Origin of the sequence: Pseudomonas sp. KCJK9000 (assembly GCF_046230725.1) — a bacterium.
GTDB lineage: Bacteria > Pseudomonadota > Gammaproteobacteria > Pseudomonadales > Pseudomonadaceae > Aquipseudomonas > Aquipseudomonas promysalinigenes.
In genome coordinates, this window is the sequence record NZ_JBJJLN010000004.1 from 47,602 (window position 1) to 71,306 (window position 23,705).

Consider the following 23,705-nt stretch of genomic DNA (forward strand, 5'->3'; position numbering starts at 1 on the left):
ATGTGTGGAATCGTTGGTGCCGTAGCCGAGCGCAACATCACAGCCATTCTCATCGAAGGCCTCAAGCGTCTTGAGTACCGCGGGTACGACAGTGCCGGCCTGGCCGTGTATACCCAGCAGGGCGAGCTGCAGCGCCGCCGCCGCATCGGCAAAGTCGCTGAATTGGAAACCGCGGTAGCTGCCCAGCCGCTCAATGGCCAGCTGGGTATCGCCCACACCCGCTGGGCTACTCATGGCGCACCGACCGAAGGTAATGCTCACCCGCATTTCTCCAACAGTGAAGTGGCGGTTGTCCATAACGGCATCATCGAAAATCACGAAGAGCTACGCGAAGAGCTCAAAGCGCTGGGCTATGTGTTCAGCTCGCAGACCGATACCGAAGTCATCGTTCACCTGATCCACCACACGCTCAAGAGCAACCCGGACATCGCCGAGGCCCTCAAAGCTGCGGTCAAGCGCCTGCATGGCGCATACGGCCTGGCCCTGATCAGCATCAAGCAGCCTGATCGCCTGGTGGCCGCACGCAGTGGCAGCCCGCTGGTGATCGGCCTAGGCCATGGGGAAAACTTCCTCGCGTCCGACCAATTGGCCCTGCGCCAGGTCACCGACCGCTTCATGTATCTGGAGGAGGGCGATATCGCCGAGATCCGCCGCGACCAAGTGAAGATCTGGGACCAGAGCGGCTTGCCGGTACAACGTGAGACCGTGCAGTACCACGAAGGCGCCGAAGCCGCCGACAAGGGCGCATACCGCCACTTCATGCTCAAAGAAATCCACGAGCAGCCAACCGTGGTGCAGCGCACGCTCGAAGGCCGCCTGGGCAAGGACCACGTGATGGTTCAGGCTTTCGGCCCGCAGGCCGAGCAGCTGTTCGCCAAGGTCCGCAACGTGCAGATCGTCGCCTGTGGTACCAGCTACCATGCAGGCATGGTTGCTCGTTACTGGCTCGAAAGCCTGGCCGGTATCCCATGCCAAGTTGAAGTGGCTAGCGAGTTCCGCTACCGCAAGGTGGTGGTGCAGCCTGATACCCTGTTCGTCTCCATCTCCCAGTCCGGCGAAACCGCCGACACCCTGGCCGCCCTGCGCAATGCCAAGGAACTGGGCTTCCTCGGTAGCCTGGCGATCTGCAACGTGGGTATCAGCTCGCTGGTTCGCGAGTCGGACCTCACCCTGCTGACCCTGGCCGGCCCGGAAATCGGCGTGGCCTCGACCAAGGCATTCACCACTCAGCTGGTCTCGCTGATGCTGCTGACCCTGGCGCTGGGCCAAGTGCGTGGCACCCTCGAAGCTGGCGTAGAAGCTGGGCTGGTGGAAGAACTCCGCCGCCTGCCTGCGCGCCTGGGTGAAGCTTTGGCCATGGACAGCACCGTAGAGAAAACCGCCGAGCTGTTCGCCGACAAGCACCACACCCTGTTCCTCGGCCGTGGCGCGCAATACCCGGTGGCCATGGAAGGTGCGCTGAAGCTCAAGGAAATCTCTTACATCCATGCTGAAGCCTACCCAGCAGGCGAGCTCAAGCACGGCCCGCTGGCGCTTGTGGATAATGACATGCCGGTGGTCACTGTGGCGCCGAACAACGAGCTGCTGGAAAAGTTAAAGTCCAACCTGCAGGAAGTGCGTGCCCGTGGTGGCGAGTTGGTGGTGTTCGCGGATGAGAACGCCGGGATGAGTAATGGCGAAGGCACCCATGTGATCAAAGTGCCGCACATCGTCGATGAACTGGCGCCGATTCTTTATACCATTCCGCTGCAGTTGCTTTCGTACTATGTTGCGGTGCTCAAAGGGACCGATGTTGACCAGCCGCGTAACTTGGCGAAGTCGGTGACGGTGGAGTAAGGCGCATAACGTTCAGGATCAATTGATCTCCAAGATTAAAAACTGTTTCTGAGATTAAAAACTGTCGCAGAGAGAGGGGGCCGCCCCTGGCTCCCTCTCTCTAGACGGCCTTCCTTTCTCCCGTTTCCTTTCACGTAACCTGCTTCGGCGCCCTCAATGCCATTGCCCATTCAGCCCGACGAATCGCTCGCGTCATACGTGCGGCGTAACTTGCACCTCAGCTGGCACATCGACGTTCCGCTGACCTTCCATCAGCTCGGCACCCGTCACGTGCTGAAGACGATTGAGGTGAAGCGGCTTGCGGAGGCGATGGGGTGGCCAGGATGCTACGGCTTCAATCGGCTAGTTCACGGCCACACCATGATGGCGTCGACTCACGTCTTCAAAGCCCGCTGGGACCACGTCTACTCAGGAAAGCAGTACATTTCCGAGGGTGAACGCTTCAGTGTGTTCGATTCCTCGTTCTGTCCAGAATGTGTCCGTGAAGATTTGAAGAACCGCGGCTTCTCTTACTGGCGGCGGTACGTCGCGCCTTATGTGACCGTATGCTTCAAGCACAACGCAGTCCTTCATAATCTCTGCCCATTCTGTGATAAGCCTTTCAACGGTGTGGGGCATATCCTGGATGTCATGTGGCGAATGTGCCGTGGCCGGCACCTCGCTGACGCGCCCACGGTGCCCAATGAGGCTCCCACTGCCTTGCGTCGCGCAAAAATCTATCACTAGCTTTGCACATCAACCCGTTTGTAGTGGTCAACTCATCCCGGACACGGTTTTGAGTTTTTCTTCAGCTTTTGCCGGAGCCAGTCCATCGTTGAACTGATGAGGCCGGATCCAGTTGTAGTGGCCCATCAGGCATTGGCCAATGTCTCGTTGAGCTTGCTGCCCGGTCAGGTAGCTCGTGGTCGGTATCCACTCTGACTTCAAGCTGCGAAAGACTCGCTCCATCGGTGCATTATCCCAACAGTTGCCTCGGCGGCTCATGCTCTGGCGCATGCGGTAGCGCCACAGCCTCTGGCGGAACTGACGGCTGCCATATTGCGATCCCTGGTCAGAGTGGAACAGGAGTCCTTGAGGCTTTCCACGTTGTTCGTAGGCGACGTGCAGCGCTTTGACCACCAGGTCTCCATCCGGCTTTTCTGATAAGGCCCAGCCAACCACTCTGCGTGCATAGTGATCCAGGACAACTGCCAGATAGTGCCATTTGCCCTGTGCCCAGACGTAAGTGATGTCTCCACACCAGACCTGATTTGGAGCTTCGACATCAAACGCTCGGTTCAAGGTGTTCGGTATATCTGGCCGCTCCCCTGTGGCTTTTTTGTATGCATGTGATCCTGGCTGCTTGCTGATCAACGCCAGCTCACGCACCAGGCTGCGTACCTTGAACCGCCCGATTTACTCACCCTCTTCTTGCATCATTGCCATGATGGTACGGCTGCCGGGCGCACTTCGACCTCGCGTGAACAACTCATTCACTCGACTGCGCAACCGTAGTCGTTCAACGTCCGGAGTTCGCCTTCTGTGACGATGTGCGTAGTCACTTGAGCGAGTGACTTCGAACACTTCGCACAAACAATCAACGGGCTCATGGTCGCTGAGCTGGCGGATCAGCGCGTACGCTCGAGATCATCCGACATCAAGAGCGCGGTGGCCTTTTTTAGTATCGATTTCTCGCGTTCAAGGCGCGTGATCCGGGCTTCCAACTCTTGGATTATTTGCTGCTCTGGCGTCAACGCTTTGCTGGCCGGCGTAACGCCGCCGCGCTCCTGCTGAAGCTGATTAACCCATCGGCGTAGGGCCGATTCGACCAAGCCGAGCGAACGGGCCGCTTCGGCATGGCTGTAGCCTTGATCGAGCACCAGGCAGGCAGCTTCGCGCTTGAACTCAGGGGTAAAGGTACGGCGTTGCTTGGTCATCGGACACCTCTCTGTGGCGAGCATTCTCGCCTAAATGGGTGTCCGGGGTTAGTAGACCACTACAGGCACTCAGCAAAGACGAAGAAGCTAAGGCCTTCTTTGAGCGTCTCGATCTCGCGAGTAAGCCGGGCAGGCCCAAGTCGCCGAGTTGATTTCCTTCGAGATGGGACAAGCCATTACCAGGCGAGAACGTGAATCGCTAGAGATCGCTACGCACTGTTCCCGATGGAGGGGTCGATGGGCGTAAGAAATCTGAGCGATTCACTCTGTCTCGGCTGCGGATCAAACAGTGACCGCAGTTCTGTTCTCGATGACTGTCGTTACAGCGTTATAGAGATCGACTTCGGTTTGCTGGGTTTTGATTGAAACGACTAGGCTGTATCTGACCTTATCATCGAAGCGATTTTTCGATACTAAGGTCTTCCACCACCCTGGCGCTGGGTAAACGCCTAGGATGCCCAAGCCAGCTAGGTCTGAAGCTGGACCTCGCCAAACATCCGAGTGCAGAGAACCCTTGTGGCGCGCATTCATACCAATCAACCAACGATCGTCTGATGCGCCTGCGACGTACGGAAGATCGTCTTCCTCATCACGTGCCCGTTGGTTGATGCGCTGACGGAAATCGATAACATCCTCGTTTGGCCTGCTCACCTGGAAGCGCAGTCCGTGGGATTCGTAGCGATAACGGCCTTTGAGCCCACGCTCCGCTACTCCTGGATTTGGCTCAATGAAGTAGGAAAGGGTCACACGCATTTCAACTTCGGCGTCACCCAAGTCAATCAGCGCTTCCTTCGGCCAAGGAAGCTCGTGCAGGTGCATGTCATGGGCGGTTGGCGGCTTTGGCTTCACGCGGGCAAATGGCTTCAACTCGTCCTCGACGATCAGGGTCAAGGTGTTCGATGCACTCCACAACGCGCGCCCGATATCAGGCACACCAAACCCACAGGTTCGAACGAGGTTTTCGTACGCACCTTTAGCGTTACCCTTCAGGAAGTCATCCTTCATGCGCTGAGTCCATTCGGCCGAATGGACGATCAAAGCGCGCACAGTTTCCGGCCATAGCTCGGGGTAGGCAGCCGATATCTGGGCGGCCATCCTAGCGGCAAGTGCTGAGGCTGCACTTGTGGCCCAAGTGGTAGAGAACAGGCGTTCTTGGGGGCGGTGAGAAGTGGTGAGCAACGACAGAGAAGTGTGGCTGAACGCGCCGAGCGCGTCGCAAATTAGGTTTCCGCCTTCGAATACGACATCAGGTTTCAGTGGCCATGGAGTGTTGAGCCAGAGCCTCGACGTCGTGCTGTAGGGGCTCAGGCTGCCATGAGCGGCCAGCGCTGTTGAGTTCGGGCTCGGTGGATCAATCCTATCCTTGAGGGTATAGGCGCCTACGCAGAGCGCGTTCCAGGACTGACCAGGATCGTGAATACCGTCGGTGATATTGCTTGTCGGGTACTCCAGATAGCCAGATTGCTTGGCATTGCCAGCGGAGACAATCATCAAGCGCGGTGTCGCTCGTTTGCCGAGCGAATCGGAGGTGAGCATGTCCACCGCGGACGACCATGCGGATGGTCGCCCTCTGTCGCGGTCATCGATGCTGGTAACCGCCATGCTGTAGATCCGCTGCTTTGAGGGGCAGGAGATTTCGGGATAGGCCACGGCCCTCAATGTCAGCGCACCGTAAGGCTCGCTTGAATCGCCTCGAGCAGCGTGCAGAAGCTTCACTGATTCGACTCGATGCGAAATATAGACTGGGCTATCAGCATCCAGTGGTTCAATCAGGTCGCCGTACAGCGCCACCCCGGCGAGGCCGGTGCCATGTCCCTGGTGATCATCGACGCCCCATGCGGCATTCACGGTGTACAGATCAGCAGCATCGATGTGCGCTGATAGCAGAGGGTGGCCTGGATTCACTCCGGTATCGAGTAAGCAGATGCGTAGGTTGTCATCCGCGGCGGCGGTGGTTCGACCAGATAGGTGGGTGACCCAAGCCTGCTGCTCGAGCGGAGGCAACGCGTCGAAAAATTCAGCGGTCTCTTTCGCCCTTCGGATCTCTGCAACTTCATTGAGCAGATAAATCGAACCGACGATTGCCGCGCGAGAGGCAAACACGTTGATGACGGTGCGTTCGGGGAAGGTGAGCACGTGATTGGACGTTTGGAGGCCCAGCACGTCAGCGACGGTCCTGAATCGCTCTTCTACTGCAGCCTGGTTCTCACGCGCCGGAAGCCAGAACTCCCACCAGACAGCTTCCTGATCATTCGATGGCAGCATATGGTCGGCGTCTGTCCACAGAGCTTCGAAGGTGGCAGATCGGATTTCAGCAATGGGGTTCAGTAGGGGGGTATTGAGTGCGACGCCTTTTTTCTTCGATTTCTCAGTGAGGTATTTCGTCACTAATTTTTCGAAGGCAACGAGTTTGCCATCGGGCACAAACACCGTGGCAAAATGTGTTTCGGTCGCCTTATCGAAGCGAACGTTCAAGAGCTCTATGCGTTGAGCCCCACGAGCTAGCCCCTCGAATACGAGGGGGAATGAAGGCTCGCTGACAAATTCAATTTGAAGCCCCAGACCTTTTTCCTGGCCGTTTAACCGTTGCAGCCCGACAGCATCATCCAGTTGCTCCTGCACGCGCTGTAGCTGCTGGCGTAGCAAGTTACCGTGGATCAGGCGGTCCCGAGGAGGATACTTGGGATCTCGCTTGGGCTTGATCGTGGACCGGAATTTTTCAGGCTTCCCTGTCTGTTTGAAATGGAAGTGTCGTCGCTGCCCTGCGTTTGGTTCCGTCATCGAAAAGCTCTACCGGCTCATATTTTTTGTCGTTGGTGGAAGGCCTTGCGCTCCTTAAGGTGCCTTTCCACATCCCTAGCATCTACCTGAAGGCGGTCATCAATGATCGCATCCTTGATAGCGTCGTCTGCTGCCCGAGCCAACTCTGCGTAACTGAGGCCAGCTGCGGCATCTGCAACTGCACCCCAGTTATTCATCTTCTTCGAGAAGTTCGCCAGGCGACCTTTGAGTACGGCCTGGATCTGTTCGCTGTTGGGCAGCCCATACTCGATAACATCATCGAAGCGGCGGAACAAGGCGTAGTCGAGGATTTCTGGGTGATTCGTGGCCGCGATAATCAAGCTGTTCGATTGGTCTTGCTCAATCATCTGCAGAAAGCTGTTGAGCACCCGGCGGATCTCACCGACGTCGTTTGACAGACCGCGTTGAGAACCGATGGCATCGAATTCGTCGAAGAAGTAAATGCCCCTAGTGTCGCGGATTGCATCGAACACTTGGCGCAGTTTCGCTGCCGTTTCACCCATGAATTTGGTGATCAGACTGTCCAGACGGACAACGTACAGCGGGATCTTGAGCTCGCCAGCGAGGGCAGAAGCGGTCATGGTCTTACCGGTACCAGGAGGCCCAACAAGTAGCAACTTCCGGCGAGGAGACAGGCCGTGAGCACGAATTTTTTCGAAGTTTCGTTGTTCGCTGATAATCCGATTCAGGCGGCCGTGGGTGCCTTCGTCGAGCACCATTTCCGAAATGCGGGTGCTCGGCATTGCCACCGACAGCAGATTACTGAGCTCGCCACGAGGTTGACCGATGGGCACAGGCTGGCTGGGCGGCAGTTGATTACGTTTGCTGACAGCCGCGTCAATGAGTGTGCGTAGATCTTGCGCGAGTTTACCGTGGCCCTGCTTGGCTTCATGGGCGGCCATTTGCATCGCTACGGCAAGGAAATGGCTATCGTCCCCCTTGATGTGGGAACGTAGAAGTGCCTTTAAGTGCTCGCCGCTAGCCATGGTTTTCCTGCCTTTTCGATATCAATAGTGTAAACGTTCTGACCCAGCGCTTTCCGTGCTTACGCCCTCGAATTGAGGCCGTTGGTCACTGGCTTTCCTGTGCTGTCGACGCTCGGCCTATGGCGATGGCCATCCAAGAAGGAAGGCGACCGCGGATCGATGACAGTGCTTCCCACTCCAATCCAGACATCCTCAAGCGCAGTTGAACAGCTGCTTCATCGGCTTTTTGTGGCCCGAACCACGCTAACGCGCGAAGTGCATTACCAGCCATAGAGCCATCCAGAGCTAGCATCCACCGAGGTGCATGACGAAGAAGAGTCATTTCTTCTCCAATTTTTAGCTGTCGCGTTTGCCCTGAGGTCAAGTATTCCTGGCGGTGCTGTTGAGGCGAGGTAAGGCCAAAGAGTTCTGCTGCCTTGCCCCCCCCCAAGACAATAGCCGCTTTACCCTTTACGGCCATGGACTTCACGACCTTTTCTAAGGTGAGCGCAGATTCCCTAACCCCTTTGGCCGTGCGGACATAAATTCCCCGCGCTACACGGCTGAGCATCCCACCTTTTGTCAGCCGAGAAAATGCTTGGTCTACCGCTGCTCGACTGCCCAAGTGCAAAAATTCCTTGGGCGACATAACGGTGCCCTCAGGAAGAGCTTGGGAATGGTCCAGGATGATCGACGGTAGGGACATCAGAAGTGACCTAGCTAAATGATGTCAGATATTTAATTGTGAATCTGACATGCAGGGCAAACGCTTTATGAATCGTTCCTGGTTTCCGTTGAGCCTGAAGGGCTACTACCAGTTCAAGTGGAATGCCTACGACCTGGCCCCTGCCGGCAGCTACTTTTCCACCGTCGACATTGCCGGTGAAGGGCGCCGGGCGATTTGTTACCCGACAAACTACGCCGAGGACCTGCAACCGGTAGTCTGCGCCGGTACCCCGACCGGTCGCTGCGGAGATCCGGCAACCAGCGGTCTGAGCAACGAGTAGATCATTGCCAGTGGTTCAGTAGCTTTAGGAAGAAATGCCAAGGTTCGGCTGTCGAGCTTCAGGTCAGGATTGATTACTGCTCTGGCGTCAGCGCTTTGCTGGCCGGCGTGACACCGCCGCGCTTCTGTTGAAGCTGATTAACCCATCGGCGCAGGGCCGATTCGACCAAGCCGAGCGAACGGACCGCCTCGGCATGGCTGTAACCTTGATCGAGCAACAGGTAGGCTGCTTCGCGCTTGAACTCAGGTGTAAAGTACGGCGTTGCTTGGTCATCAGACACCTCTCTGTGGCGAGCATTCTTGCCTAAATGGGTGTCCGGAGTTAGTAGATACTACAAATGTTGTACCGCTTAGCAGGGGCTTACCAATCCAATAGCTCGCCTTTGTTTTGCACCCAGGCCTCAAGGTGACGTCGAAGAGTCGTGAGCGGGAGTTCGTAACCGGGGAAGTCGGCTGGGTTGATTGCCCCGCACCGTGCGATGGCGATGTCTAGCCCGACGAACGTTTCAATTGTATCCCTGCTGAACATGTGCTGCACTTTGCCTACTCGATCGCCGAGTACGTGGCTGGTCCCAAAGCTCATCAGGTTTGAGGCCATGATCGTGAATTCCTGATCCGTACCGATGGCACCCTGTAACCACCTGCGTGGCTCATCAACCGAGCCGGAGTAGTTCTTCCATCGATAAAGCAGTGAAGCCAAGCCTGGCTCCAACAACAGAGCATTATTGTCTGCTGCTCGACTCCGAACTAACTGCAACCAGATAGCCTTCATCGCATCGACCGTCGGAACATCAAGCGTAGGCTCGAAGTCAGCCTTGTCTTTATGATCTGTAGGGTCACTGAGATGAACGAGCATCGCGGCCACGGACAAAGCTCTGGTCTCCCGAAAAGCTTCGATTGCCAGACTACCGCGCTTGTCCTCGGGGATGGCCTTCAAAAACCATGATGTCGCCCTCCATGCGCGAACCCATGGTGAGCTAAATGGATCACCGTCATCGCCAACAAATTTCTGTGCGATGGTAAATAATCCTGGAAGCAGCACTGCGGCATTCTCGGCCGGCAGCCGATTGACCGATTCGTCGAGCCTCGCCACGAGCGCAGGGAGCAGCCCGTCGTCCTCGATTGCTGCGATCGAGGCGGCCAGTTGCTCTTCCGTCAGTGCTGCATCGATGAACTGAGTGAAGCGGCGTTCTGAAATGTCACCGAGTGCGGTCTGCAACTCAAAATACCGCGGGAAGAATCGAGAACTGCATACTTGCTTCGCTTCGGCCCATTGCTGTTGAAAACCATGGTCGTAACGGGGGCCACCCATTGCCCACTCGGCCTGAGGGAACAGCAGCTTTATGGTTTCCTTGGCGAGCTCGCGGCGGTCCTCTGGCACTGTGTTGAGTAGATCCTTAATGGCTGCTTCCGCTGTCGGTCTTTTGCCGTCTCCCAGGTGCCGACCGCCCTGCAGCAGCAGAGATTGTTCCAGAGAAATCGTTTCGTGCAGATCCGGCTCGAAAACCCGAAGTGTTTCCAAAACTAGGAAATCTACGATATTCACTTCGAGCAAATCACCAGACGCATGCAGCGGTAAATGAACCGCCACGGAGGAGACCAACCGATGGGCATCCCGCATGTTCCGAAGCCGTGGTTGAATGGAGCCAATTAATGCATTGCCCCAGCGGGTCTGATCAAAACCGTTTTTCTCTGTGGCGTAGGAGTTCGCCAATTGCGACAAATTTTCAGTGAAAATCCGATGCACCATGTGCGTTGGCACCATGGGAAGATCGAAGCTTGCTTGGACAATTTTCTCTAGAAAGGCTCTTCCATCCCCGTCTGCTACTGGGTCCAGTGCGCTCTCCACGATGCTCGGCTGGAACAGCAAAACGAAAACGATGTTGGGCAGGTTCGCATTGGCTTTCACCTGGCGAAGCAGCACTCGAATCTGGTCTTGTTCGAGCCGATCTATGTCGTCGACAAAGACGATTAGCGGCCGTTTCAATTCGCGGAGGCGCTCCTCCAAGGCTTTGCGGACTTGATCGAGTGATTCGTTGCTACGGTCCCGTCCGAGGTGACTTAACCAGCGTCCGAGTAGTGATATGGCGATAGCTATCCCAGCCAGAATACCAGCGACCGTCGCTGCCGCGGGCAGGTCGAAGCCGATGGAGGAAGCAAAGGAAATCAACGATGCATTCGTGAGTATCGTCGTGATTTTCTGCTGCGACCCTCCAGCCTGCTTGAGCGGTGCACTTGCGCCTGACAGTATCGCGCCGTATTTCCTAAGGGTTGCGGCGCGCTTTAGCGCTTCCTGCGAGTTGTCACCGCCCAGCCTGTCGGCGATCTGACCGAAAAGTGCTCGGCTGATGGCGTTTCCGTCCCCCCACTGCCAAGGGTTGAAATCCAGCCAATTGGAGTGCTTGTCTCTGGCCTCAAGCTGCTCAATTACAAGATGCTTGAGGGACGATTTGCCAAACCCCCAGCCACCGCGGATGGCAAAAACCCGTCCTTCACGAGGACTAAGCTCCGACAGCACGTCAGCGATACGGTATGCATAACCTACTCTGCGCAGACGGTCCTTACCCTTAGTGCGGATAGGAGCTTCTGTACCTATTTCCATCGATGGAGGTGCAAGAGGGGCTGCGCTCGTTGTCCCTCGTAGGTTGGCAAGCCAAATCCTCACTGCGTTCCAAAGGTCTTTCATGCAGGCACATCCTTGTTGTACTGGCAACCACTCTAGAGATCGGGGCATAGACCGGCTATATGATATCACTCAGTTCCGTCTAACCATCATCGATTACATAGGCTGTCTTCGGCAGCTAAATCACCAAGAGCGAGTACTCCATGCATAGCCTGCTGCTAGGGAATGGCGTCAACCGGGCTGCGCTGCAGAAGGATTGGACGCAGCTCCTGCGCGAGCTTGCCGCCCAATTCGACGCTGAGGAGCTAATACATCACCTAGGGTCCAAGCCCCTTTCGATGTTCATCGAGGAGCTCTGCGCTCGATCGACGGGGGTCTTTCGGCATACTGAAAACGCAGTTAAAGTGGCCTTCGCTAAGCTGCTTGAGCAAATAACACCTATTGAGGCGCATCAAAGAATCTGTGACCCGTTCAAGGTTATCCTCACCACTAATTACGACTTTACCATCGAGGAAGCATTTGTAGGACCGCTCTACAACCCGGTCTTTCTTTATCCTGAATCCCGTTACAGCCTATTCCGCCGCTATCAGGCAGGCACGAAGGATATTTGGCATATTCATGGTGACTCGGCTAGACCCAGTTCGATGGTGTTGGGGTATGACCAATACGCAGGCAGCTTGCAGAAAATTCGCAATTACGTAACTGAAGGCGTAAAGATCAAGACGCTTGATTACCGTCTTTCATCTCCGGTCAAAAATGGCGTGATCGAATTCGAAAACGAGCGAAGTATTTACTCATGGGTTGACCATTTCCTCAGGGATCACCTGCACATCGTTGGATTGGGCATGGATTTCACGGAGATAGATATTTGGTGGTTGCTGCTTCACAAACGTAGACGTGCCAACCAGACTGGCAAGGTCTTTTACTACCAAGCGGGGCTAACCCCCAATGAAGATACGGCTGTTACTTCACTCATGAAATCGCTCAACGTGGAGGTAATTCACGTGATCGCGGACAGCTATACTGAGTGCTATCTGCGCATCGCTGATGAGATTGAAGGCCGGATCAAGGCGTATCCCGAACTGCTATCTCTACCAGAGAAATGCATGGAACAGGATAGCTACCAAACGCTCAACGTATCGAGTTCCAAGGTAAAACAGCGAAGCTTCAGATTTTCGGTTTCTCCCAACGACCCTCCACTCAGTCGGTAGGCGTGAATACGCAACCTGACAGCAGCGTACCGACCAGGGGACACGTGTATTAAAGTCGCTGGCAGAATACGGCTGATTTGTAAGCAGTTGTGCGAAAATCTGAGAAATGGAGGAGCAACATGACGGCATTCAAATGGTTGGTGAAGGACTCTCCAATTCAATCGCCTTGGTTACGCGGTACGAAGACATTCGGGATAAATAAGCCCGTCATGCTTATTGATCAATTTGGTGGGAAACAGCCATATTTGATCAATCAGCAGTACTGGGATGAAGGCGAGCTGGCTTATCCAGCCTGCGCAAAGGTCGTGGTCGATTCGAACTTACTCGACGGCATTGCAGAATTAATGTCCGGTGGGAAGGTCAGCGATGGCGTGAGAGGCTTCACTGAGTTTGTCTCACGCGAAGGATGGGATATTAGCGCCGGCTTCTTTTTAACGGAGCAGTATGCAAAGTCAACGCATGCAAATTTTTTGCTCCACGCCACTAGGAGATTACGGTTGCTGTACCATTTCTTAGCGATGGACACCGATTGTTTTCTGGCGACGGGTACTGTACGTCTGCTTCCGGCCGCAATTGAGCATTATCTTGCGAAAGAAGCCGTGAATTCCCTTGACGATATCGCCGAGAAGCACGTGCATTCATTTATCGCTAGCCATAGTCAGCGCGAGGCTCTGGAGACCGTCGAAGCCACAGAGATTGCGCTGCTGAAAATGGTCCTATTGCGCGAGTTCGAAATGAGAGGCGCCTCGCCCGCTGAACAATACATTGCTTATCAGCAGTTCATCAGCTCCACGCTGAATTTCTCCCTTGCGCGAGAAAGTCAGTTGGCGTTGCATTATTTCAGCGGTCAAGCAGGCTCTCTACTTGGTATCAAGGAGAACAGCTCACGTAAGAAGGCAGCCAGAAATATTTCCGCTACGGCGTGGGATTTATTACTGTTGAGGATGCCAGAACTACTCTTGAAGCCACCAGTGAATGGTGGTCATGTCGAGGTTGCATTTGTAGCAACGCATGAGCATAAGCTGGCCGAGCTAGCCAAGCTCATGGCAATACATACATTGTTCCCTGGCACGACTCCCATCGTTCAATACGATATGACGAACGTACCAGACGATGTCATCGACACAATCCGAAATGCTTTTGATGGGCAGATGGTAAGTCCAATCTCACGGCACGGTCCAGCGAGCATTCCGACGGGATTGCGCGATGCTCTGAGTAATTCACTTATGCTGCGCTTGTCATCGGCTTGAGACATTTGAGGCTACTGAGGTTATGCCGTTCGATCGTAGAAGAAAAACTACCGAGCTAAGTGTGCAAAATGAGTAGTCCTCGCTAATGTGTAGTGGTCAACAATTCCCGGACACAGAATTGAGTTTTTCTTCCGCAACCGCCGGCGGTATGAAGCCGTTGTGCTGATGCGGCCTTATCCAGTTGTACCGCTGCATGAGGTAGCGACCGATGCGCTGCTCGGCCAACGCTGTCGTCATGTAACCCACCGTCGGCACCCACTCCGTTTCCAGGCTACGAAACAGCCGCTCCATGGGCGAATTGTCGTAACAGTTTCCCCTTCGGCTCATGCTCTGGGTCATCCGATAGCGCCATAGCCGCTGGCGGAAACTACGGCTGCCATATTGGCTGCCCTGGTCACTGTGAAACAGCACGCCTTGTGGTCTGACTGGGTTACCTGCTGGCGCACGGCTGGCGCTGTTGGCCAAAGGCGGGGTAGTAGTCGCCGAACCTGCAGGGGAGATGTATCGCTACAAAGAGCAGGCATGCTCTGTGCAGTCGCTCGAGCAAGTAGAGGCGGCGCGAGATGAACGAATCAGAGCAGCCAGAGCCATTGATGATTACTTTTGAAAAGTATTGCTGGTTTGCCTGATCAACATGCCGGCTTTCATCGCAGCATCAGCAGCCTTCCGGCCAAACCAGGGCTAAAGGTGAGAGCCGCTTGTGGTCGAAAGCAAGGCAGTTTTCCAAGCGTTCTGAAACCCAAATACGACGCGGGCCATAGGGTGAAGCAGGCTCCACCCATCCAGCCCACCTTCCGATGTCAGACCACGAACCGCGTTACCAGCTGATTCAAGTTGATGGCCAATTGCGACATTTCACTGCTGGCGCTCGCCGTCTGGCTCGCACCGGCAGCGCTTTGCGAAGCCAGGTCGCGAATGCGCAGAAGGTTCTGGTCCACTTCACGCGCTACGTGGGACTGCTCCTCGGAGGCTGTGGCGATTTGCAGGTTACGTTCGTTGATCTGCGTGATCGCAGTGGCGATCTGATCCAATGAGCTGCTCGCCTCCTGGGCAATACTCAGGGACTGGGTGGCCAGGTCACGGCTGGTATTCATCGCCTGAACCGCCTGCTCGGAGTCGGCCTGAATGGTTGCGATCATCTGTTCGATTTCTTGGGTCGACAACTGCGTCCGGTGTGCCAGCGCCCTGACCTCGTCCGCCACCACGGCAAAACCTCGGCCCTGTTCACCTGCGCGAGCCGCCTCGATTGCCGCATTCAGAGCCAGCAGGTTGGTTTGCTCGGCAATGCCGCGGATCACCTCGACGACTTTGGAGATATCTTGCGCGCGATCCGACAGGCCTTGGATCTGCTCGCTGGTCTGCTCCACGTTGCCGCTGAGCCGTTGAATCGACTTCAAGGTCTGCGCCACCCGCTCCTGGCCGCTTTGGGTGAAGTCTTGGGTACGTTTGGAGTCTTGCGAGGCGGATTCTGCATTACGAGCGACTTCATCCACGGCTGCGCTCATTTCGGTCACAGCCGTCGCCGCCTGGTTGACCTCGTCATTCTGAGCGACCAGGCCACGGCTGGAAGCCTCCGTCACCGCTGTCATTTCCTCGGAGGCCGAGGCCAACTGAGTGGAGGAGTCCGAGATCTGCACAATGGTATTGCGCAAGTTCTCTTGCATCTGCGCCAACGCCTTGAGCAGCCGGCCTGCTTCATCGGCCCCAGTGACCTTCACGTCCTTGGACAGGTCACTGTTGGCGATGCGCTCAGCCACGGACAACGCATCGCTGATGGGGGAGACGATGCTTCGGGTCAGCAGCAGTGCTAGCCCCATGGTCAGCAGCACCACCCCGACAATGATCCCGATCACCAGCCAGCGACCTGTGGAGTAGATGTTGGCTGCGGTTTGGCCCGCTTGTGCGGCGCCTTTGTCGTTGAAATCGGTAAGTTGATCGATCTGGTCTTCCATGGTGCTGGTCAGCGGACGAATGCCAGTGGCTACCAGATTGACGGCCTCAGCGATGTTGCCCGCGCTCATCAAGGGGACCAGCTGATCGAGCTGCTGCTGATAGGCCTGCGCGCTGGTTTTGACCGCAGAAAATAGGGTGCGCTCCTGATCGCTGGCGATCAGCGGCTCATAGTTGGCTACGGCGTCCGACATTTCCTTGCGGTACTCAGGGAAGCTTTCCAGGGTTTTCTGAAGGCTACGGGGGTCTGCGATGGCGCGCTGAGTTTCCAAGCGCAGACGCAGCATCGACGCGTTCATCACCGAGGTTTGGCGAATACTGGCCATCCAGTTGAGCTCGACGTCTTTTTCGATGTCCCGCAGGTTGCTCATTTGAGCGACTGCGAACACCCCAAGCACAACAACGAGCCCCACGATCAGGGAGAAGAACAGCGCTGCTCGCGGCGCCAAGTTGAGGTTTCTAACGTTCACGGACGGACTCCAAGACAAATGATGGCGGGCTGCCCCAGTTGTATCGGTTCGCTTCGCGGAAATATGAGAGGGAAGGGGGCTTAGAGGGAAGGGGGCTTAAAAGATCTGGCTTCAAAGCTGGCTATGACCCAGGACAGGGCGCCGCCTCTAGCAGTTTTCGCACCTCAAGCCGCGGTTGCACGCGAGGCTTCACACACTGATTGATCTCATTCACGCATCAATTAATGAAAAATGAACGATTATCTCCAGCGCCGCTTTCGACGATCATTCCAGAAATAAGCACTTACAATTATTAAGAAACGCTGGAGATCCATCATGAGTCTGCCGTCAAGCTCGGTTTCCAAGGGCAAGTCCAAGGCCGGTATGGTCTTTCGGGTAACGTCCGGAAACTTCCTCGAACAGTTCGACTTCTTCCTGTTCGGCTTCTATGCCACCCACATCGCGGCGGCGTTCTTCCCCGCGTCCAACGAGTTCGCGTCGCTGATGATGACCTTCGCCGTGTTCGGCGCAGGCTTCCTGATGCGCCCGCTGGGTGCTGTGATCCTGGGTGCGTACATCGACGACGTGGGCCGGCGCAAAGGGCTGATCGTCACCCTGGCGATCATGGCCAGCGGGACATTGCTGATCGTACTGGTGCCCAATTACGCCAGCATCGGCTTGCTTGCTCCTGCCTTGGTGCTGATTGGGCGCTTGCTGCAAGGCTTCTCGGCAGGTGCCGAGCTCGGTGGTGTGTCGGTATACCTGGCCGAGATGGCAACGCCGGGTCACAAGGGCTTCTACGCCAGCTGGCAATCGGCTAGCCAGCAGGTGGCTATCGTCGTCGCCGCGGCGCTGGGCTTTGCCCTCAACGAATGGCTGACCCCAAGCGAAATCTCCGATTGGGGCTGGCGCGTGCCGTTCGCCATCGGCTGCATGATCATTCCGGTCATCTTCCTGCTGCGTCGCAGCCTGCAGGAAACCGAGGAATTCGCCGCCCGCAAGCATCGTCCAACCATGAAGCAGGTGCTGGCTACCCTGGCTGCCAACTCCAGTATCGTGGTCTTCGGCATGCTGATGGTGGCCATGACCACCACCGCGTTCTACATGATTACCGTGTATGCGCCGACCTTCGGCAAGACCGTGCTGCAACTGAGCACCGGCGACGCATTGCTGGTGACCCTGCTCACTGCAGTTTCGAACTTCATCTGGCTGCCCATCGGTGGCGCCATCAGTGACCGTGTAGGCCGCAAGCCGCTGCTGCTGGCGATGTCGCTGATGACCTTGATCACCGCGTACCCGGCGCTGACCTATTTGGCGCAGTCGCCCACCTTCGGTCACATGCTCGAAGTGCTGCTGTGGTTCTCGTTCCTGTACGGCATGTACAACGGCGCGATGATCCCGGCGCTGACCGAGATCATGCCGGTGGAGGTGCGCGTGGCAGGTTTCTCGCTGGCTTACAGCCTGGCGACTGCTCTGTTCGGTGGTTTTACCCCGGCAATCTCCACGTGGATGATCCACGTTACCAATGACAAGGCCGCTCCAGCTTACTGGATGATGTTCGCCGCGCTCTGTGCATTCGTCGCTACCTGGATGCTCTACCGTCGCCTGGCGCATCGTGCAGCGGTGGCCGCATGAGGACTTCAATGAAAGCGTTGCTCGCCGCGACATTGCTCGCAACCTGCAGCCTGGCACAGGCTGCAGAACTGACTGTCATGACCTCGGGCGGTTTCACCGCCGCCTACAAAGAACTGGGGCCACAGTATGCCGCGAAAAGCGGTGATACCTTGGTCACCGTGCTGGGCCCGTCCATGGGCAAGGCGCCTGAGGCTATCCCCAATCGCCTGGCACGCGGCGAGCACGCCGATGTGGTGATCATGGTCGGCTACGCGCTGGACGAGCTGATCCGCCAAGGCAAGGTTGACCCATCATCGCGCGTCGAGCTTGCCGACTCTCGCATCGGTATGGTGGTCAAGCAAGGGCAAGCCAAGCCTGCCATCGGCACCCCGGACGAGCTGAAAAAGACCTTGCTGGCTGCCCGCTCGGTTGGCTATTCGGACAGCGCCAGTGGCGTGTATATCGAGAAGGAGTTGTACAAGAAGCTAGGCATCCAGGACCAACTTGCTCCAAAAAGCACCATGGTCGAGCGTGTGCCTGTGGCCTCGCAAGTTGCTCAGGGGACCTATGAACTGGGCTTCCAGCAGGTCGCCGAGCTGCTGCCCGTAAAGGGTGTGACCTACGTAGGCAAGATTCCGGAAAGCCTGCAATCGGTCACCCGCTTCGCCGCGGGCATCCCTAAAGCCGCAGAGCACCCCGCCGAAGCCAAGCAGTTCCTCCAGTACCTGGCCTCGCCCCAGGTTCAGCCTGCGGTGCAGGCCACCGGGCTGGATTCAGTCGCCAGGTAAAACGCCAGGCAGTTCACGGATCAGCCTGATCATCTCCAGTGCCGCAGGTGTCAGCGTACGCCCGCGGCGCCGGAGCAGCCCCATCGTCCGGCTGACCTGTGGCTCGACCAGCGCAACGCTGGCGAGTATCGGATGGGGAGCCATCGGCAGGGCAATCGATGGCACTGCCGCAATACCCAGCCCCGCCTCGATCAAGCCCAGCAGGGTGGTTACGTGCCGGGCCTCGCATACGCTGTCTTTGCTAATCTGCATCCCGGCCAGGGCTCGATCCAGCACCAGGCGGTTGCCCGAGGCTTTGTTCAAGGTGATGTAGTCGTGTTCATAGGCCTGCGCCCATGTCACCGACTGCGCTTTGGCCAAAGGATGATCGTGCCGACAGGCGATGACGTAGCGCTCTTCCAGCAACACGCTGAACTCGATCTCTGGGGCCAGGTTGCCGGTGAAGCTCAGGCCGAAGTCCGCTTCGCCCGACGCTACGGCGGCGCTGACTTCGTTGGCGGAAGCGTCATACAGATTGAGCCGCACTTTAGGGTATTGCGCGTGGAAGGCGCGGATTGCATGGGGCATGAAGTAGTAGGCCGCCGACGGTACGCACGCGATGGTCAGCGTACCGGTGCGCAGCGAGCCACCGTCGCCCACGCTCAGCAGCGCCAGGTCCAGGTCGTCGAGCAGTCGCTCGACTTGAGGCAGGAAGGCGCGCCCCACATTGGTAAGTGAAACTTTGCGCGTAGTGCGCTCGAGTAGCTTCACGCCCAGTGCCGATTCAAGTTTTTCGATGCGCCGGCTCAGTGCCGACTGCGTGATACGAATGGTCTCTGCGGCGCGGCGGAAACTGCCTTGCTCTACCACAGCGCGGAAAGCCTGCAGGTCGTTCAGATCGAAGTTGATGCTCACCCGGGGGGCTCCGCTGGTTTGATCGAAAGCGTGCATCAATGGTATTTCGAAAAAACCGGCGGAGCCAGCAGCCTCAGATTTGCATGGCCATGCCGTGCACATTCATCGCTGCCTGACGCAGAGCCTCCGAGCGGGTAGGGTGGGGGTGGCAGATAAGGGCAATGTCCTCAGCGGAGGCTGCAAACTCCATGGCCACGCAGAATTCGCCGATCATTTCGCTCACGCTTGGGCCGACCAAATGCACGCCCAGCACTTCGTCGGTGTTGGCATCGGCAATGACCTTGGCGAAGCCTTCGGTTTCATGATTGATCTTGGCGCGGCTGTTGGCCGTGAACGGGAACTTGCCAACCTTGTAGGACCGGCCTTCGGCTTTGAGTTGCTCTTCGGTCTTGCCCACGGTAGCCATTTCAGGGCGGGTGTAGATCACGCCAGGGATCAGATTGTAATTCACCTCATGGGGCTTGCCGGCGATGCGCTCGATGCAGGCTACTGCTTCGTCCTCAGCCTTGTGCGCCAGCATTGGCCCAGAGGTAACGTCCCCGATCACCCACAGGCCAGGGACTGAGGTGCGATGGTGCTCGTTGCTCAACATACCGCGCTTGTCAGATTGAAGGCCCACGCTTTCCAGATTAAGACCTTGGGTATACGGACGGCGCCCGATGGCGACCAATACATAGTCGGCCTGAAGGGTCTGCGCGGGGCCACCAGCTGCCGGTTCAAGGGTGAGGTTGACACCCTCGGCGTCAGTCTTGGCCTGGGTGACCTTGCTGCCCAGTTTGAATGCCATGCCCTGCTTGGCCAGCGCTTTTTGCAGGGTCTTGGCGGTTTCTTCATCAGTACCAGGGCAGATGCGATCGAGGTATTCGATGACGGTGACTTGAGCACCCAACCGACGCCACACCGAACCCAGCTCCAGGCCGATCACGCCTGCCCCGATCACCACCAGGTGCTTGGGCACCTGTGGCAGGGCAAGGGCGCCGGTAGAGTCGATGATGCGCTGGTTGTCCACGTTCACCCCTGGCAGGGGAGTAGGCTCGGAGCCAGTGGCGATGACGATGTCCTTGGCTTGCAGCGCGGTTTCGCTGCCGTCCTCTGCCTTCACGATGACCCTGCCGGCGCCATCCAGGCGGCCCCAACCTTTGACCCAGTCCACCTTGTTCTTGCGGAACAGGTATTCGATGCCCTTGGTCAGGCCGGCCACGCTCTCGTCTTTCTGTTTCATCATCTGAGCAAGATTCAGCGTTGGCTTGACCTCGATGCCGAGGTGAGCGAATTCATCGCCACTGGCGGCCTCGTAAAGCTCGGAGGCATGCAGCAATGCTTTGGACGGCATGCAACCGACATTCAGGCAGGTGCCACCTAGGGTTGGGCGGCCTTCCACGCACGCCACGCTCAGGCCCAATTGGCCCGCACGGATTGCTGCGTTATAGCCGCCAGGACCGCCGCCGATGATCACCACGTCGTAGGATTTCATGGGTGTGTACTCCAGATGAGGAAGCGCGAGAGGGGCATAAGATTAAGCTGAGAAGGGTGGATTGTATACAATCTAAGCGTTGCGACTGACCAGCTCGCTCTAGACCTTGGTCTGCACTGCAGGAAACATCCCACGAATGAACTACTCTTTTCCGGCGACGTTCGAAATATCAGGCGTCGTGGCCTATTAGGGAATGGAGGGGTGATTCATGCTTGCTCAACTTCCACCGGCACTGCAGAGCCTGCATCTGCCGCTGCGGCTCAAACTGTGGGACGGTAATCAATTCGATCTGGGCCCAAGCCCGCAGGTCACGATTCTGGTCAAGGAGCCTCAGTTGATCAGCCAGTTGACCCACCCGAGCATGGACCAGCTGGGCACCGCATTCGTGGAGGGCAAGCTGGAGCTGGAAGGCGATATTGGCGAAGCCATCCGGGTGTGTGACGAACTCAGTGAAGCGTTGCTGGTTGATTCGGATCAAGCGCCGCCTCAGCGCCTTGCCCACGACAAGAGCACGGATGCCGAGGCCATTTCTTACCACTACGACGTCTCCAACGCGTTTTACCGACTGTGGCTCGATCAAGACATGGTCTATTCGTGTGCCTACTTCCGCGAGCCGGACAACACACTCGATCAAGCCCAGCAGGACAAGTTCGACCATCTGTGCCGCAAACTACGCCTTGATGCTGGTGAATACCTATTGGATGTGGGCTGTGGCTGGGGCGGGCTGTCGCGTTTTGCTGCTCGCGAATACGGTGCCAAAGTGTTCGGTATCACCTTGAGCAAGGAGCAGCTGAAGCTGGGCCGCGAGCGGGTAAAGGCCGAGGGCTTGGCGGACAAAGTTGATCTGCAGATTCTCGATTATCGTGACCTTCCTCAGGACGGCCGCTTCGACAAAGTGGTGAGCGTTGGTATGTTCGAGCATGTCGGGCACGCCAACTTGGCGCTGTATTGCCAGAAGCTGTTCGGGGCAGTGCGAGAGGGTGGGGTGGTGATGAACCACGGCATCACTGCCAAGCATATCGACGGCCGACCTGTGGGGCGTGGAGCAGGTGAGTTCATCGACCGGTACGTTTTCCCCCATGGTGAATTGCCTCACCTTTCAATGATCAGTGCGAGCATCTGTGAAGCAGGGCTGGAGGTGGTGGACGTTGAGAGCCTGCGTTTGCACTACGCCAAGACACTGCATCACTGGAGCGCGAACCTGGAGAATCAATTGCATAAGGCAGCCGCACTGGTGCCTGAGAAGACCCTGCGCATCTGGCGCTTGTACCTGGCCGGTTGTGCCTATGCATTCGAGAAGGGCTGGATCAACTTGCATCAGATTCTAGCCGTGAAACCTTATGCTGATGGGCACCATGACCTGCCTTGGACGCGTGAAGACCTTTACCGCTGAACCGGAAGGGGCCGCATAAGCGGCCCCTTCAGCATTCAGAGGATAGGTGAAATCAGCCTTGCGATGCGCATACCCAGCTGTTGCACCCTGTGGGTGTCACGGCTGTCCTCTGCAGTGATCTCCCGAGCTTGCGCAAAGTCGTCCAGCAACATCGCCTCCACTTGATCGGCGAAGGTACGGTCTACAGTGAGCAAGGTGATTTCGAAATTGAGCCTGAATGAACGGTTGTCCAGGTTGGCACTGCCGACCGCACTAACTTCGTCATCCACCAGTACAACCTTTTGGTGCAGAAAACCCGGCTGATATCGAAACATACGCACGCCAGCCCGAACTGCTTCGAATGCGAAAAGGCTTGATGCCGCGTAGACGATTTTATGGTCGGGGCGCGCCGGGATCAGTACCCGTACGTCCACCCCGCGCAGTACCGCCAGACGCAACGCCGCAAACACGGCTTCATCAGGGATGAAATAGGGCGTGGTGATCCACACGCGCTTGGTTGCCGACTGAATAGCTTCGATGAAAAACAGCGAGCAGGTTTCCTGCGGGTCCGCTGGCCCACTGGCAAGGGCCTGGCAGAGCACGCCATTGTCTGGATAGGTATCGGGCAGTATCAAAGGAGGCAGCTCGCGGGTTGCCCAGTACCAATCTTCGGCAAACGATTCTTGCAGGCAAGCCAGAACTGGCCCCTCGATCTGAACATGAGTATCGCGCCAGGGTGACAAGACTCGGTGTTTGCCTAGGTACTCATCACCCACATTGTGCCCCCCGACAAAACCGATCAGGCCATCGATCACAACGATTTTGCGGTGATTGCGAAAATTTACCTGCAGGCGATTGAACCATCCGCGGCGTGTAGCGAACGCATGGATCTGTACACCGCCGTCACGTAGCACTTGGCTATAGCTGGCGGGTAATGCGTGGCTGCCCACCCCGTCGTACAGAACAAAAACTTGCACCCCTTCTGCCGCCTTACGCAGCAGCAAACGCTGAAGGGCCTGGCCCAATTCGTCATCATGGATGATGAAGAATTGCACCAGCACGACTTCGCGAGCCTGCTCGATGGCATTGAATATGGCATCGAAGGTGGCCTGGCCATTGATGAGCAACCTGACTTGGTTGTTCGCCAGGCACGGCATCCGTCCCAGTTTTGGCATGGCGCGCAACGCGGCGTAGCTTTCTGACTCTCTGGCGGTCAGCGCTTCCTCCACCCACGGCCGCCAGTTCAGGTTGGCCATGGCAACGTGCATTTCCTGGTTGGCCTGGCGCCGAGCTTTGATGTAAGCGTTGAATGAGCGAGCCCCGAAAACCAGATAAGGAATCAGTGTGAAATAAGGTATGAAGAACAGTGACATCGCCCACGCGATTGCTCCTTGTGCGGTGCGCACGGTGAACACCGCATGCAACGCGGCGATGATCCCGAGCAAGTGAATCAGCCCGAGCACATAGCCGAAGAAATAGGGGCTGTGGTAATCCATACGCATCCTGCCTGCCGAATACACAGCAGGTAACAGAACACGTTCCAGGTCTGCCTGCA

General features: G+C 56.9%; 16 protein-coding genes and 3 pseudogenes. 8 read left to right on the forward strand and 11 right to left on the reverse strand.

What is annotated here, in order from left to right; genetic code table 11:
• Together glmS and ACK59H_RS03125 are read left to right on the forward strand one after the other, a co-directional pair.
• Entirely contained in the window at window positions 1-1,836 is a 1,836-nt protein-coding gene (glmS, locus tag ACK59H_RS03120; RefSeq protein ID WP_060477638.1) for a glutamine--fructose-6-phosphate transaminase (isomerizing), read from the forward strand.
• Between the two features lie 156 nt (window positions 1,837-1,992).
• Window positions 1,993-2,562, forward strand: a complete 570-nt coding sequence (locus ACK59H_RS03125) for a TniQ family protein (RefSeq protein ID WP_060477637.1) — start codon at window positions 1,993-1,995, stop codon at window positions 2,560-2,562.
• 27 nt (window positions 2,563-2,589) lie between these two features.
• Here the strand turns inward: ACK59H_RS03125 and ACK59H_RS03130 are convergent.
• The 4 genes and pseudogenes from ACK59H_RS03130 to ACK59H_RS03145 all read right to left on the reverse strand — a co-directional run bounded on the left by ACK59H_RS03130 (window position 2,590) and on the right by ACK59H_RS03145 (window position 8,225).
• A pseudogene (locus ACK59H_RS03130) lies at window positions 2,590-3,752 on the reverse strand (IS3 family transposase).
• A 282-nt stretch (window positions 3,753-4,034) separates the two neighbouring features.
• On the reverse strand, window positions 4,035-6,533 hold the full coding sequence (locus ACK59H_RS03135) for a S8 family peptidase (protein ID WP_081016617.1): 2,499 nt from the start codon (window positions 6,531-6,533) through the stop codon (window positions 4,035-4,037).
• A gap of 17 nt (window positions 6,534-6,550) precedes the next feature.
• Window positions 6,551-7,540 carry an ATP-binding protein gene (locus ACK59H_RS03140; protein ID WP_060477635.1) on the reverse strand — a complete coding sequence of 330 codons (990 nt, stop codon included), beginning with the start codon at window positions 7,538-7,540 and terminating at the stop codon, window positions 6,551-6,553.
• An 85-nt stretch (window positions 7,541-7,625) separates the two neighbouring features.
• Window positions 7,626-8,225, reverse strand: a complete 600-nt coding sequence (locus tag ACK59H_RS03145) for a DUF6088 family protein (protein WP_230849735.1) — start codon at window positions 8,223-8,225, stop codon at window positions 7,626-7,628.
• Between the two features lie 67 nt (window positions 8,226-8,292).
• Here ACK59H_RS03145 and ACK59H_RS03150 point away from each other — a divergent pair, with 67 nt between their 5' ends.
• Entirely contained in the window at window positions 8,293-8,526 is a 234-nt protein-coding gene (locus ACK59H_RS03150; protein ID WP_230849734.1) for a DUF1302 family protein, read from the forward strand.
• Between the two features lie 76 nt (window positions 8,527-8,602).
• Here ACK59H_RS03150 and ACK59H_RS03155 read toward each other — a convergent pair.
• Window positions 8,603-8,799: pseudogene (locus ACK59H_RS03155) on the reverse strand (transposase); the annotation flags it as partial.
• A gap of 87 nt (window positions 8,800-8,886) precedes the next feature.
• Window positions 8,887-11,211, reverse strand: a complete 2,325-nt coding sequence (locus tag ACK59H_RS03160; RefSeq protein ID WP_081016616.1) for a P-loop NTPase fold protein — start codon at window positions 11,209-11,211, stop codon at window positions 8,887-8,889.
• Between the two features lie 140 nt (window positions 11,212-11,351).
• On the opposite strand from ACK59H_RS03160, the gene ACK59H_RS03165 reads away from it, so the two are divergent.
• The gene (locus ACK59H_RS03165; RefSeq protein WP_060477633.1) at window positions 11,352-12,359 is read left to right on the forward strand and encodes an SIR2 family protein; all 1,008 of its coding nucleotides are present in this window, start codon (window positions 11,352-11,354) and stop codon (window positions 12,357-12,359) included.
• A gap of 119 nt (window positions 12,360-12,478) precedes the next feature.
• A complete protein-coding gene (locus ACK59H_RS03170) occupies window positions 12,479-13,609 on the forward strand; it encodes a hypothetical protein (RefSeq protein WP_060477632.1) in 1,131 nt (376 codons plus the stop codon).
• A gap of 96 nt (window positions 13,610-13,705) precedes the next feature.
• On the opposite strand, the pseudogene ACK59H_RS03175 reads toward ACK59H_RS03170, so the two are convergent.
• Together ACK59H_RS03175 and ACK59H_RS03180 are read right to left on the reverse strand one after the other, a co-directional pair.
• Window positions 13,706-14,029 (reverse strand): annotated as a pseudogene (locus ACK59H_RS03175) (DDE-type integrase/transposase/recombinase); the annotation flags it as partial.
• 380 nt (window positions 14,030-14,409) lie between these two features.
• Window positions 14,410-16,008: a methyl-accepting chemotaxis protein gene (locus ACK59H_RS03180; protein WP_409264253.1), complete on the reverse strand. Its 1,599-nt coding sequence runs from the start codon at window positions 16,006-16,008 to the stop codon at window positions 14,410-14,412.
• Window positions 16,009-16,344: 336 nt separating this feature from the next.
• Here ACK59H_RS03180 and ACK59H_RS03185 point away from each other — a divergent pair, with 336 nt between their 5' ends.
• Together ACK59H_RS03185 and ACK59H_RS03190 are read left to right on the forward strand one after the other, a co-directional pair.
• Entirely contained in the window at window positions 16,345-17,643 is a 1,299-nt protein-coding gene (locus tag ACK59H_RS03185) for an MFS transporter (protein ID WP_060477630.1), read from the forward strand.
• A gap of 8 nt (window positions 17,644-17,651) precedes the next feature.
• A complete protein-coding gene (locus tag ACK59H_RS03190) occupies window positions 17,652-18,410 on the forward strand; it encodes a substrate-binding domain-containing protein (RefSeq protein ID WP_371326762.1) in 759 nt (252 codons plus the stop codon).
• Here the strand turns inward: ACK59H_RS03190 and ACK59H_RS03195 are convergent.
• Both ACK59H_RS03195 and lpdA read right to left on the reverse strand, forming a co-directional pair.
• On the reverse strand, window positions 18,396-19,304 hold the full coding sequence (locus ACK59H_RS03195; RefSeq protein ID WP_060477628.1) for a LysR family transcriptional regulator: 909 nt from the start codon (window positions 19,302-19,304) through the stop codon (window positions 18,396-18,398). The two genes, ACK59H_RS03190 and ACK59H_RS03195, sit on opposite strands and share 15 nt — an antisense overlap.
• A 73-nt stretch (window positions 19,305-19,377) precedes the next feature.
• Window positions 19,378-20,778 (reverse strand): dihydrolipoyl dehydrogenase, encoded by a 1,401-nt coding sequence (gene lpdA, locus ACK59H_RS03200; protein ID WP_060477627.1) that lies wholly within the window; start codon window positions 20,776-20,778, stop codon window positions 19,378-19,380.
• A 208-nt stretch (window positions 20,779-20,986) separates the two neighbouring features.
• Here lpdA and cfaB point away from each other — a divergent pair, with 208 nt between their 5' ends.
• Window positions 20,987-22,171 carry a C17 cyclopropane fatty acid synthase CfaB gene (gene cfaB / locus ACK59H_RS03205; protein WP_060477626.1) on the forward strand — a complete coding sequence of 395 codons (1,185 nt, stop codon included), beginning with the start codon at window positions 20,987-20,989 and terminating at the stop codon, window positions 22,169-22,171.
• A 35-nt stretch (window positions 22,172-22,206) separates the two neighbouring features.
• Here cfaB and cls read toward each other — a convergent pair whose 3' ends face one another.
• On the reverse strand, window positions 22,207-23,646 hold the full coding sequence (gene cls / locus ACK59H_RS03210) for a cardiolipin synthase (RefSeq protein WP_060477625.1): 1,440 nt from the start codon (window positions 23,644-23,646) through the stop codon (window positions 22,207-22,209).
• Window positions 23,647-23,705 lie beyond the last annotated feature (59 nt).

What these genes read in the sequence shown, in the direction of transcription:
- glmS (WP_060477638.1), top strand. Translation starts at nt 1, where the DNA reads ATGTGTGGAATCGTTGGTGCCGTAGCCGAGCGCAACATCACAGCCATT.
- ACK59H_RS03125 (WP_060477637.1), top strand. Translation starts at nt 1,993, where the DNA reads ATGCCATTGCCCATTCAGCCCGACGAATCGCTCGCGTCATACGTGCGG.
- ACK59H_RS03135 (WP_081016617.1), bottom strand. Translation starts at nt 6,533, where the DNA reads ATGACGGAACCAAACGCAGGGCAGCGACGACACTTCCATTTCAAACAG.
- ACK59H_RS03140 (WP_060477635.1), bottom strand. Translation starts at nt 7,540, where the DNA reads ATGGCTAGCGGCGAGCACTTAAAGGCACTTCTACGTTCCCACATCAAG.
- ACK59H_RS03145 (WP_230849735.1), bottom strand. Translation starts at nt 8,225, where the DNA reads ATGTCCCTACCGTCGATCATCCTGGACCATTCCCAAGCTCTTCCTGAG.
- ACK59H_RS03150 (WP_230849734.1), top strand. Translation starts at nt 8,293, where the DNA reads ATGAATCGTTCCTGGTTTCCGTTGAGCCTGAAGGGCTACTACCAGTTC.
- ACK59H_RS03160 (WP_081016616.1), bottom strand. Translation starts at nt 11,211, where the DNA reads ATGAAAGACCTTTGGAACGCAGTGAGGATTTGGCTTGCCAACCTACGA.
- ACK59H_RS03165 (WP_060477633.1), top strand. Translation starts at nt 11,352, where the DNA reads ATGCATAGCCTGCTGCTAGGGAATGGCGTCAACCGGGCTGCGCTGCAG.
- ACK59H_RS03170 (WP_060477632.1), top strand. Translation starts at nt 12,479, where the DNA reads ATGACGGCATTCAAATGGTTGGTGAAGGACTCTCCAATTCAATCGCCT.
- ACK59H_RS03185 (WP_060477630.1), top strand. Translation starts at nt 16,345, where the DNA reads ATGAGTCTGCCGTCAAGCTCGGTTTCCAAGGGCAAGTCCAAGGCCGGT.
- ACK59H_RS03190 (WP_371326762.1), top strand. Translation starts at nt 17,652, where the DNA reads ATGAAAGCGTTGCTCGCCGCGACATTGCTCGCAACCTGCAGCCTGGCA.
- lpdA (WP_060477627.1), bottom strand. Translation starts at nt 20,778, where the DNA reads ATGAAATCCTACGACGTGGTGATCATCGGCGGCGGTCCTGGCGGCTAT.
- cfaB (WP_060477626.1), top strand. Translation starts at nt 20,987, where the DNA reads ATGCTTGCTCAACTTCCACCGGCACTGCAGAGCCTGCATCTGCCGCTG.
- cls (WP_060477625.1), bottom strand. Translation starts at nt 23,646, where the DNA reads ATGGATTACCACAGCCCCTATTTCTTCGGCTATGTGCTCGGGCTGATT.